The sequence below is a fragment of the Allorhodopirellula solitaria genome, from assembly GCF_007859855.1.
Lineage (GTDB): Bacteria > Planctomycetota > Planctomycetia > Pirellulales > Pirellulaceae > Rhodopirellula > Rhodopirellula solitaria.
Genome location: NZ_SJPK01000005.1, coordinates 69,736 through 80,735, shown reverse-complemented (window position 1 = coordinate 80,735; position 11,000 = coordinate 69,736). Strand labels below are relative to the sequence as shown.

At 57.5% G+C, this 11,000-nt stretch carries 7 protein-coding genes; 3 read left to right on the top strand and 4 right to left on the bottom strand.

Annotated elements, in window-relative coordinates:
* Positions 1-61 precede the first annotated feature (61 nt).
* Positions 62-754: a BON domain-containing protein gene (locus tag CA85_RS24885; RefSeq protein ID WP_186774885.1), complete on the bottom strand. Its 693-nt coding sequence runs from the start codon at positions 752-754 to the stop codon at positions 62-64.
* A 101-nt stretch (positions 755-855) separates the two neighbouring features.
* On the opposite strand from CA85_RS24885, the gene CA85_RS11610 reads away from it, so the two are divergent.
* Entirely contained in the window at positions 856-2,829 is a 1,974-nt protein-coding gene (locus CA85_RS11610; RefSeq protein WP_146391515.1) for a DUF3352 domain-containing protein, read from the top strand.
* A gap of 90 nt (positions 2,830-2,919) precedes the next feature.
* Here CA85_RS11610 and CA85_RS11605 read toward each other — a convergent pair whose 3' ends face one another.
* On the bottom strand, positions 2,920-4,134 hold the full coding sequence (locus tag CA85_RS11605) for a DUF6807 domain-containing protein (RefSeq protein ID WP_246112715.1): 1,215 nt from the start codon (positions 4,132-4,134) through the stop codon (positions 2,920-2,922).
* Positions 4,135-4,341: 207 nt separating this feature from the next.
* Here CA85_RS11605 and CA85_RS11600 point away from each other — a divergent pair, with 207 nt between their 5' ends.
* Positions 4,342-5,253, top strand: coding sequence for a lactate/malate dehydrogenase family protein (locus CA85_RS11600; protein ID WP_146391514.1), 912 nt, complete (start codon positions 4,342-4,344; stop codon positions 5,251-5,253).
* 2,360 nt (positions 5,254-7,613) lie between these two features.
* On the opposite strand, the gene CA85_RS11595 is transcribed toward CA85_RS11600, so the two are convergent.
* Both CA85_RS11595 and CA85_RS11590 read right to left on the bottom strand, forming a co-directional pair.
* Positions 7,614-7,835 carry a hypothetical protein gene (locus CA85_RS11595; protein WP_146391513.1) on the bottom strand — a complete coding sequence of 74 codons (222 nt, stop codon included), beginning with the start codon at positions 7,833-7,835 and terminating at the stop codon, positions 7,614-7,616.
* Entirely contained in the window at positions 7,795-8,274 is a 480-nt protein-coding gene (locus tag CA85_RS11590; protein ID WP_146391512.1) for a helix-turn-helix domain-containing protein, read from the bottom strand. The genes CA85_RS11595 and CA85_RS11590 overlap by 41 nt, the downstream gene beginning before the upstream one ends.
* A gap of 909 nt (positions 8,275-9,183) precedes the next feature.
* On the opposite strand from CA85_RS11590, the gene CA85_RS11585 reads away from it, so the two are divergent.
* On the top strand, positions 9,184-10,992 hold the full coding sequence (locus CA85_RS11585) for an efflux RND transporter periplasmic adaptor subunit (protein ID WP_146391511.1): 1,809 nt from the start codon (positions 9,184-9,186) through the stop codon (positions 10,990-10,992).
* The last annotated feature ends 8 nt before the right edge of the window (positions 10,993-11,000 follow it).

Sequence of the window (11,000 nt, the reverse complement as noted above, 5' to 3'; positions counted from 1 at the left end):
GTGTCGGTGGGTACGCCGTTCAGGAACGCGGAAACCCGCCGCTGATCGCTACTGGCGTTTCTTAAGGAGCGACGCTGATGCGATTTTGAACTTGGGAGACCCCCGGTTCGAGCCGCATCAGCAGTTCACTCATTCTGCGGTCGGCAGGATCGTCGACCGTGCCTTGCATGATCGCCGTTCGCCCCTGCATCTGAACGTTGACACCGTAGAAGGGACGTGACGTGACCGCCTCACCCACACCGCCGTTGTAGGAGGGGATGTTGGGTTGCGGGCCGAGCGTGCTCGCGCGATGCAGGCGACTATTGACGGCAATCTCCTGGGAGACTTGAGATTGCATGCTGCGTGGGGGGAGTGTGACAGCGCTGCGCAAACGGGTCCGGATGGGCGGAGTCGAACTGCTGCTCGCGTTGGTGTTATTGAACATATTGTTCAGTGCGGCGCCGAAGCCACCGCCACCGAAACCTCCACCGAAACCGCCGCCTGCTCGTCCGGTCGCCCCGCCTGCGGCACCGGCGGCCTCGGACGTTTCACTCGCTCCGACGGTAGCAGTTCGGCTGCCCACCGCCCCGCTGCGTTGGACGCCGCTAGCAAAGGCTTCATCGGGGTTCAGGCTGGTCTCGCCAGCTTGTTGGCCTTGTCCTTGTCCTTGGTCTTGAGCTTGCTGTGCGTGTGCGGACGAGCAGACGATCAGAGAGAGCACGAGCATGCTGGCGGGTACCCATTTGTACCAAGCGTTGGATTTTGAGATTGGCATCGGATATTTTGCAGTTCTGGGGCTTGGGTGAGTTAAGACAGTGTTATTCTAACCTCATCACTAGCGTTTTTCCCTTTTTTGCTTCTGGAATTTAGCTTCTTATGACATCCATTACGGTTCGGTTGGCTCGCTATTGTTCGTTCGCTCTGGTGGTAGGGGTTGTATCGCTTGGGCAACAGGTTGCTGTTGCTCAAGACCGTGGAACGGCGGGTGACGCGGTTACATTTGAATCGGATTGCCCGCCCGCGTCGCGGTTGCTGCCGTCCGATACGATGGCGTACTTGCGGATCCGCAACACCACCGAGATGAAAGCTGGGTTCTCACGGTCCACTCTCGGCCAGATGTTGGAGGATCCCGCCATGCGGCCATTCGTTTCGGATAGCTACCAAACGATCAGTCAATTGATGGAGGAATTCGCCAGCCAGATCGGCTTGTCACTCGATGAGATGTTGTCGATTCCCCAGGGACAGGTGGCGCTGGCGATCGTGCCGGGAGCATCGCCGGAAGCCGCCGAGGCGAAGCCAAACGAGGAGGAAACCGACGAACAGATTGCCCGCCGGATGCAGCAGCAGCGGCGCAGCCAGAACAGCTTTGGAGGTGTCTTCATCGTCGAGACCGGACGTCAGAATGACTCGGCCGACTCGATGGAGCGATTGCTTACTCAGATCGGTGAGCTGGCCACGAGGAACCAGTTTGTCGAGAGCGAAGAGAAATTGGGCGGTCACAGCGTGACCACGTGGCAGCCGCCACGGCAGCGGGGGCCTACCGTCGAGTGGTTCTATCGTGACGGTGTTTATGTGATCGGTATCGGTCGAGAGACAGCCACAGATGTTCTCCGGCGGTGGCAGGAAACCGATCCACCGGAGAACCGGAAAGAGGCGGCACAGCAATCCAAGAGCGCAACGAGCGACCTGACGACCAGCGAAAATCTATCGAGCAATGCTGACTTCGGTGCCGTCATGACCCGGTCCGTAGGGGCCGAAGCCGAGACGCCGCAGGTTACCTTCTTTGCCAATCCGTATGCGATTGCCAAGAAGATCATCAGTCGCAGCACCTCGTCGTTCTTTATCATGCCGATCGTGGAAGAACTCGGGATCGAAAAGATCCGCGGAATCGGCGGCAGTGTGTTTCGTGGCGGCGACATCGTTGAAGGGATCATGCACCTGCACGTCGTGATCGATCCGCCGCGAGATGGCTTCTTTGGCGTCATCCGTCCCGAACCGGTCGAGCCGACGCCACCGAACTGGGCCCCGGCGGACTCGACGAGCTACCTGACATCGAACTGGGACGTGGTCACCGCAGCGGACAATCTCGCCAAGATCGTCAACCGGTTTGCCGGTGAAGGCAAATTTGAAGAGTTTACCGAAGACCGGATCCAGGCTCGGCTCAACGTCAGTCTCAAAGACGATCTGCTGGCCAACCTGACCGGTCGCTACGTCGGCATCCGCCGCTACCAGGCCCCCGCAGCTTGGAACTCGGTCGCGCGGGTGGATGCACTGCAGGTTCGTGATGTCGACAAGGCAAAAGCCATGCTCGATAAAATCCGCGACAGATTACCGGCGGCGGACATGAAACCGGAGTCCATCGGTGGTGTGCAGGTTTACTTCCTGCGTCCTGGCCGTGAACTGCCCGACACGCTACGCCGGGTCGAGCGAAGTTTGATGCTGCTCGATGACTACCTCGTGCTCTCGGATTCCCGCGAGATCGCCGAACAAATCCTGCGGGCGCGGGGTGGGGCCCAACCTCGGCTGGCCGACGACGCAGACTACGCCCTGATGTTGTCCGAACTGGGGGCCAAGTTGGCCGGTGAGCAACCGTTTTTTCTGTCGTTCAATCGAGACGCAGACAGTTATCGGGTGCTCTATGAAATGGCGGCATCGCCGAAACTGGCCGACGCGTTCGGTCAGCGGGGTGAGAACAATCCGGTCGCCGGGAAATTCGGCGACCTGTTGCGGCGGCAGAAACTACCCAAATTCGATGACTTGAGAAAGTACTTCAATGTCAGCGGTAGCTTCGCCTATGACGAGTCCGGCGGGCTGCATTTCGGCATGATGACCTTGCGTCCCCTCGAGTGAGAGCGATGCTTGCTGAGAGCCTATCCGAAGAGGGGACGCCCTCTCCGGCGCTGCCGTTGTGAACCAAGTCATTGACTTGCCTCCGGGGCGTCAGTCCTCTTTCCCCGATAGGCTCTCGATGTCGGACGCTTGGTAGGCCTCGAAGTGCTGCTTCGTTTTATCCGCGTCGAAGGCACCGTCGTGCAGCACGAGGCGGAAGGAGAGCGTGAGCGTGTCGCCTTGGGCGATTTCAACACCATCGTATGCCGCTTGGCCAAAGTGGTGCCGGCCAAAGGGATTGGCTGCGAACAGTCCGTAACTCCGCACGTGCCAATAACACTCCGGTAGCGTGTTGGCAGGATGGTACATCATCGTGATGCCGGCCCGTTCCCAGTCCGCAGCGTCCTCCGCGGTTACGTCGTCGTCGCTCGGGGACAGATCCGCAGGAGCCACCGGGCCGCTGTAGTCGACCCAGGTGGATACCTTGCCCCATGTGTCGCTGTCCTTCAGGCCATCGGCATTGTGAATCGCGCCGCCGAGTTTCGCATCGACTTTCATCGTGCCGGCCATCCGCACGCCGAGCGATCCCTCTTTAGTGTCTCCGAAGGTCACATCCCCGTCGCTGGCGATCAATTCAACGGTCACGTCCATGATCGTATCGCCGAGGTGTTCGTGCAGTCGAAAGGTGCGTTCGTCGCGGAGCAGTCGCTTGCCGTCAGGGGTCATCCAGTCATTGCTCGTCTTCAGCTCGCTGAAGCCAACTGCTGTGGCGTTCCCATCGACGATATCAACGGATCCAAAGGTGGACGTGTCCGCTGACCGCTGGACCACCTGCCCCACCTTCATTTTTGATTTCAATGCCCAGAAATCGATGCCATTGACGTCCCCGTGGTCGAACCACATCGAACGGTGATGAGGATGGTCGTCACGTTCGAAAGGACTCGCTGCCGCGGCGTTTTGTTTGGCAGCGCCGACAGGTTCCATCGGAAAATTGCGAGTCAGCGGCAGTCCCGAGGGTGAGAGTAAAGGATAGAACCCAGGCGTGCCTTCCAGGTCCGCGTGGTAGGCGGCGAGTTCGCGGTCGCCCTGGAAGAATCGCCACACAGGCTCGCCCGCCTCATCGGTTGTCGATTCGACGCGGTACCCGCTCGCCATGGAACTGGATGTTGACGTCGCCGCCGAACTGTTGGCGGAACTCGACACGCTGATCTCGACTTGTTCGGTCGACTGTGCCTGCGGCTGCGAGGCAGTGGAAGCGAGGCTCAAATAGGTAGCCAATCCCAACGCGACGGGATTGCGTACGATAGAATAAAGGTCAGTCTTCATGGATTTCATTTACGAGGTGGATGTGTTGACGAACGTTCTTGGGTCGCAGGACATGTTAGCAGCGCCTCCCACCGCGATGTGGAGAATTCATAACTCGGGGGGCGAGAGCTGGTAGTCTCGTCAATGGCTCGGTAGCGGGGTTCAACCGCAGGCGGACGCGCCACCGATGGGGGGCGGGTCGACGTTTTTCGATAGCAGGGAGCAGGCATGAAGTTATCAATCGTAGGGATGGGCCGCGTGGGGTCGGCAATCGCATTTGCCGCGACGATGGAACCCATTTTTAGCGAACTCTGGCTGCTCAATCGCTCGATCGAAAAGGCGGAGGGCGACGCGATGGATTTGACCCACGCCAGTGCTCTGCGTAATAGCAACATGACCATCCAAGCGGGCTCGATCGAGGATGCCGCAGGCAGCGATGTGATCATTTTCACCGCCTCGGTACCGCCGACGGGGAAAGATTGGAAGCGATCGGACTTGGCCGCCGGTAACCTGGCGTTGCTCGAGAATTGGTTGCCTGCTCTGGCTCGCTCTAGCCCCGACGCGGTCCTGATCATGGTCAGCAACCCTGTCGATGCGATGACTTACGCGGCAATCCAGCTTACGGGGTTCCCCCCTGAACGCGTCATCGGGACAGGAACACTCGTCGATAGCATCCGCTATCGTTCCCTGCTCTCGGAAGAGCTACAGATTCATTCAGACGATATTCGCGCCTACATTCTGGGCGAACACGGTGATGATCAATTCGCAGCTCATTCGGTCACGATGACCGGTGGCGAGAAATTCTTGCCCAGTGAAACGACGCGGCGTTTGTTTCGCGAAACGGTCAATTTGGGTTACGAAGTTTTCAATCGCAAGGGATACACGAACTACGGAATTGCCTTGGCAACCATGACGATCGTCGATTCGATCGTTTACGACCTCAAGCACACGATGCCAATCAGTGTGATGATTGATGGGTTTCTGGGGGTGGAAGACGTTTGCCTATCGCTACCCGCCGTCGTCGGTCGCCGCGGTGTCACCCGGATTCTGCATCCGCCGCTCTCCGACGAAGAGGCGACAGCATTCCATCACTGCGCTGAGAAAGTGCGTCAGACCATCGAAGCGCTGGGCGAATTCTAAGCCTGCAACTTGCTCCCCTTTGTGCTTGTCACCCGGGAAGCAGCGTTTCGAGATCAGCAAATCGCCGGTAGCGGTGAAGGCTAGAAAACTGTCGATCGATTGAGCCGAGACGCGCAAGCGGCGCTACCTGAGTAAGGAGTTAGGTACCGCATCAGCAATTTTGCTAGACGTCATGATTACCTCTTCTCACGCTTTGGCACCCGACACCCTTTCTATGAATCGTGCGATGGCAGCGCATCGAGTCGACACACCCTGCAGCAGAGCCAAACGCAGAGGCGCAGAGATATTCGCTGGAAAGTGCAGGCGGCAGGACTCTGCGTTCTCTGCGCCTCTGCGATTCAAACGTGAGGCCGGCATTTTTAGGTGCTTCTCGAATCTTAGTGGCAGTCATCCAGGATGCGGGATGTTCAAGGCAGTGGGCTCGCAACGTCGAACGAGCCGCTGACTGGAGATTAAAAACACTGCTTGACGATCAGGCGGCGAAGCTGGGCAGAGCAGGTCTGCGTTGCCGTTGGATTCAGGTCGAGCGTCGCTACGCCGACAGATAAGAAGCATTACAGGAGGCTGCGACTTCCACGCCCTAACACTAATCCCCACTAATCGCACACTACTCCTCCCAGCCGTGTTCAAGCAGCATCCCTTCACCCCACACGAACAAGAATGAGATTAGTGTCAGATCAGCGAAGATTAGTGTTCAAAACCTACGTTGCCGGTGCCAGGATCAAGATTAAGGAGTCAGGAACCGAATTAGCAATTTGGCTAGACGTCAACATTGCCTATTCTCACTTTCGGGCACCTGACACCCTTTCTTTGAATCCTGCGATGGCCGCGGATCGGGTCGACACATCCAGGACGTCCCGCCATGCAGAAGAACTAAACGCAGAGGCGCAGAGTGCGCAGAGATAATCGCTGGAGCGTGCAGGCGGTAGGACTCTGCGTTCTCTGCGCCTCTGCGATTCAAACGTGATCAAGATTAAGGTGGATAAGATACAAGGAGTCAGGAACCGAACTAGCGGTTTGGCTAGACGTTACCTGACAGCCTTTCTTTGAATCGTGGGATGGCCGCGGATTGGGTCGACACATCCAGGACGTCCCGCCATGCAGAAGAACTAAACGCAGAGGCGCAGAGTGCGCAGAGATAATCGCTGGAGCGTGCAGGCGGTAGGACTCTGCGTTCTCTGCGCCTCTGCGATTCAAACGTGATCAAGATTAAGGTGGATAAGATACAAGGAGTCAGGAACCGAACTGGCGGTTTGGCTAGACGTTACCTGACAGCCTTTCTTTGAATCGTGGGATGGCCGCGGATTGGGTCGACGCATCCAGGACGTCCCGCCATGCAGAAGAACTAAACGCAGAGGCGCAGAGTGCGCAGAGATATTCGCCGGAGCGTGCAGGCGGTAGGACTCTGCGTTCTCTGCGCCTCTGCGATTCAAACGTGATCAAGATTAAGGCGGATAAGATACAAGGAGTCAGGAACCGAACTGGCGGTTTGGCTAGACGTTACCTGACACCCTTTCTTTGAATCCTGCGATGGCCGCGGATTGGGTCGACGCATCCAGGACGTCCCGCCATGCAGAAGAACTAAACGCAAAGTGCGCAGTGATATTCGCCGGAGCGTGCAGGCGGCAGGACTCTGCGTTCTCTGCACCTCTGCGATTCAAACGTGAGGCCGGCATTTTAGGTGCTTCTCGAATCTTAGTGGCAGTCATCCAGGATGCGGGATTTTCAAGGCAGTGGGCTCGCAACGTCGATCGAGCCGCTGACTGGAGATTAAAAACACTGCTTGACGATCAGGCGGCGAAGCTGGACAGAGCAAGTCTGTGTCGCCGTTGGATTCAGGTCGAGCAGCGCTACGCCGACAGCCGAGAAGCATCGAGGCGTCGCGATTTCCACGCCAGCGGATCATCACGCTTCACCGCTGAGACCGGCTTGATGGTCTTGGCTCCGAATAGCCTCATCAGCTGAAGCCGGACGTTCTCGTAAGCGGCTGGGTGGGCGGCGCAACCCGGGGCCTGACGGCACTCGCCTCACCATTGTGGAGCCCGCGTCGATTGAATCGACAGTCCGTGATGCCGCCGGCAATGGTTCCGTGGGCCCTGCTGGGCCTGAGAGCTGATTCGCCCGTAGGAGCGGGGGTTTCGAGGGAAGTAATCAACCCACATCGGTCAGCGGCAACTCTGAGGGATGTTCGCGAGACTCTATTCGGGGACATCCCTCTTTTGCCTTCCGTGTCGGCCGGCGGACGTCCCAGCGAGCGGGCAGGTGAACTCGCTGAATTTTGCAATCCTCGCGATCGATCCAGCAAAACGCTACCCGATGGACCGCGTGAGCCTCGATGTCGATAAAGCTGAGGAGCCGTGTCAGTTGTTGCGTGGCTCGATTCGGCAGGGATGCTCCTTGGTCGCAGCAATCGGCACCTTGGTGTCGCTGATTAGCTGGACTGGCTGCTCGTCCATGCAAAGCACGGGAATGACGCAATCGTACGGTTTTGCGTACGTTTCGAGCACGTCTTCCATATGGGCGACAAACTCGGCATCCGCCTCAGGAGGGATGACCCAGTACTGCATTTTGCGATTGTTCATGCCGTTTTTTAAGCGTTCGGCCAAGTGTCGCATGGCTGACAGAATCAACGATCCCCAGCTCAACGACCTTGCGGGCAAGCAATCGCAATGACCAATTCGAATAGCCTTCTGGTGGTGGCCCCAGTCGAGTCGCGATGACACGAGCCTCTTGTTCGCCGTCGAGCGACTTTGGCGTCGGCGGCGTAGCCCGCTTTTTGCCATCAAGTGTTTCTCGAAACCCATTCTCAACCAACCGTTGCCGAATGTTCTCCACCGTCTTGGTTCGGCAGTTAAATGCCTCGGCAATCTTGGCATCAGTCCACCCCGGTCCGTCGGCGTCCGACTTCAGGAGTATCTGAGCTCGCCGAACTTTTTGACTTGTTCCGCTGAGTTTCTTGATGACGTGCGTCAATTCCGCGCGTTCCTGATCGTTCAATCGAACGATATACTTCTTGAGCATGGGATCCCTCCGTGGTTCCCAGAAGTTTCGCTCAAAACGCCGATTCAAATAACCCTAATTCTTAGCTGCGAGGCAGCAGACTCACCGCTCACCCACCATCATCACAATTTGCGAGTTGTTCACATCAGCTGCCTGAGAGAGAGAATTGAGTGATCGATGCCGTGCTGATCTTTCGTGCACTACTCGTCCCGTGCCGAGATCAAATCGAGACTTGACAGCGGGGAATACTCCTGAATTCCTATTGCAAACGTCAAAGTTTGCCGATAGGGTAGGTGTATGCGTTTAGTCATGATTCTCCTATTGATCGCCAGTATCTTCTCGTGCCCATACCGGTGCGCGATCGGGGGTGGCTGTGCAAATACTGCGGACGCGACGCAGGTTGTCGTTGGCGGCGACTCGTGCTGCAAATCCTGCGTAGGAGAGGATGTCCAGGGCGATCAGACACCACAACCTGAGTGTCCCTGCGACGACTGTGACTGTGTCGCCTGTATCTGCAACGGTGCGACCGTTGATGGTGACTCGGGCGCAGCAGACGTTTCTGCTGCAGAGGTCGTTTTACTGGCGGTTGAATCGTATCAACGATTCTCCGAACCGCGTCCCGCGCGTCTATCATCGGCGGGGCAAATCCTACAAGGTTCTCTCTTTGTAAGCGGGCGTACTGCGCGCATCAGTCTGCAATCTTTCCAGATTTGATTGCTTCTTTCTGGGCTGTTGGCATTTCGTTTTTGTTGGAGTAGATGGCGTCTATCGCTGCGCTGTTTGCTAACCACCGAACACTTGATCCAGCGGTCTCTCCGTCGTCATCGCACTCGTTGAGCTCGATTGCTCCGAGGTGCGTTTCATGCGCTCTGAATCTGCTGCATTCACTGCAGGAGGGCTTGCGCGGACGAAGCATCCAGGAAGAAAGTCATGATTCAAGAAAGTATCGAACGGCCACCCGAGGCCGTACCGAAGGGCCCCTTTATCAACTCAGGTTCAGCAGGCAATTTGGAGCGAGGTCGCCACGATTTGGCGGCAGAGCATTCCAACGCGATTGCCGATGATGAGTCCCGGGGACCGGCAGCGGAGGGCGTTTCGGGCTCAGGCAACGGTGCACCGGAAGGAGCGCGTTCGCAGCCCAGGACGGGCGGCCAGAGTGCTCAGGCGGATCCGAAGCCAGTTGGCTCGTTCGTGCGAAGGACGTTAGGGGCTGTCGGCCCGACGTTGGTCCTGCTGGGCTTTGCTGCGGTGTTCTACTTCGGTCACAGCAACGACTGGCGGATACCAAAGTTCGCGTCCGTAATCGGGACGGCGACTCCCGAGTCCGATGATTGGTGCGCCGACCATTCCGTCCCGGCTTCGATCTGTGTCGAGTGCAATACAGGGTTGATGCCGCCCGATGAGGATTTCGGTTGGTGCAACCTGCATGGAGTTCACAACTGTGTGCTCGATCATCCGGAATTGGCGGAAGCGAACACGCTGCCGTCTGCAGAGCAATTGCAGGACGATCGTCGTCGGGCTGAGACTGCACTGGCGATGAGCGTTCGTCAGGAGAACAATAGCCGATGCACGCTCTATCAAAATCGAATTCAGTTTGCATCGATTCAATCGGTGGAGCAGGCCGGAGTTGATATCGGCTTGGTCCAACGCGATCAAATCATCGAGGCGGTCAGGGGAAATGGAGAGCTCGTCTACGATCCAACCCGAACGGCGACGATTGCGGCCCGTGTCCCCGGTAGCGTTTCCGCCGTTGAGAAGAACATTGGTGACTTCGTCCGCAAGGGTGAATTGCTGGCGTTGGTCGATGCCACGGCCGTCGGCAAGATCAAGTCAGAACTAATGCGTGCGTTGGCAGAGGAGGTCTTGCAGCAGAAGAATGTGACGAGGCTTGAGGATACTCGCGGAGCGGTCGCCGGAGCCCGCATCATCGAGGCGGAAGCTGCTTTTGCAAAGGCTCGAGCGGGTGTGCTCAACGCCGAGCAAGCAATCCGAAATCTAGGACTGCCGATCGATGCCGGCAATTTCCGGGGAATGAACGAGCAGCAAGCGATTGAGAAATTGCGGTTGCTCGGAATCCCAAAAACCTATCAGGCAAACATTGACGACCTGACGGCGTCGACCAATCTGCTGCCCGTGGTTGCTCCGATGAGCGGGACCATCGTTGATCGATCGGTCAATCTTGGGGAAGTCGTCGATCCCACTATGCGACTTTTTGAGATAGCGGATACCAGTCGAATGTGGCTCAATCTCAGTTTGCCGTTGGAATCAATTGACAAGCTTTCAGTCGGCCAGGAGATCCGATTTACCCCCGATGGGAGCGGCCGGGTCATCGAAGCGACACTCGATTGGATCAGCACCGGTGCGGATCAGCATACCCGAATGATTGATGTCCGCGCCACTCTCGATAATAGCGACGGACGGTTGCGGGACCGGACCTTCGGTACCGGCAAGGTCATCCTCCGTGATGCCGCCGATGCGACCGCGGTCCCCGCCGACGCAACCCACTGGGAAGGATGCTGCAATGTCGTCTTTGTACGAGACAAGCAATACTTCTCGAGTCCCGAGAGTCCGAAAGTCTTTCACGTTCGCAGCGTGCGACTTGGTGCAACCTATCAAGGCAAGACCGAAGTGATTGCCGGACTTCTTCCCGGCGAAGTGATCGCCGTGGAAGGAAGTGACGTATTGCGTGCTCAGCTGTTGAAGAACGGTTTGGGCGCCGGTTGCTGCGTTGAGGAATAGGGAGCAAG

Excerpts from the sequence above, each read along its gene's own strand:
- CA85_RS24885 (WP_186774885.1), bottom strand. The coding sequence starts at position 754 with ATGCCAATCTCAAAATCCAACGCTTGGTACAAATGGGTACCCGCCAGC.
- CA85_RS11610 (WP_146391515.1), top strand. The coding sequence starts at position 856 with ATGACATCCATTACGGTTCGGTTGGCTCGCTATTGTTCGTTCGCTCTG.
- CA85_RS11605 (WP_246112715.1), bottom strand. The coding sequence starts at position 4,134 with ATGAAGACTGACCTTTATTCTATCGTACGCAATCCCGTCGCGTTGGGA.
- CA85_RS11600 (WP_146391514.1), top strand. The coding sequence starts at position 4,342 with ATGAAGTTATCAATCGTAGGGATGGGCCGCGTGGGGTCGGCAATCGCA.
- CA85_RS11595 (WP_146391513.1), bottom strand. The coding sequence starts at position 7,835 with ATGAACAATCGCAAAATGCAGTACTGGGTCATCCCTCCTGAGGCGGAT.
- CA85_RS11590 (WP_146391512.1), bottom strand. The coding sequence starts at position 8,274 with ATGCTCAAGAAGTATATCGTTCGATTGAACGATCAGGAACGCGCGGAA.
- CA85_RS11585 (WP_146391511.1), top strand. The coding sequence starts at position 9,184 with ATGATTCAAGAAAGTATCGAACGGCCACCCGAGGCCGTACCGAAGGGC.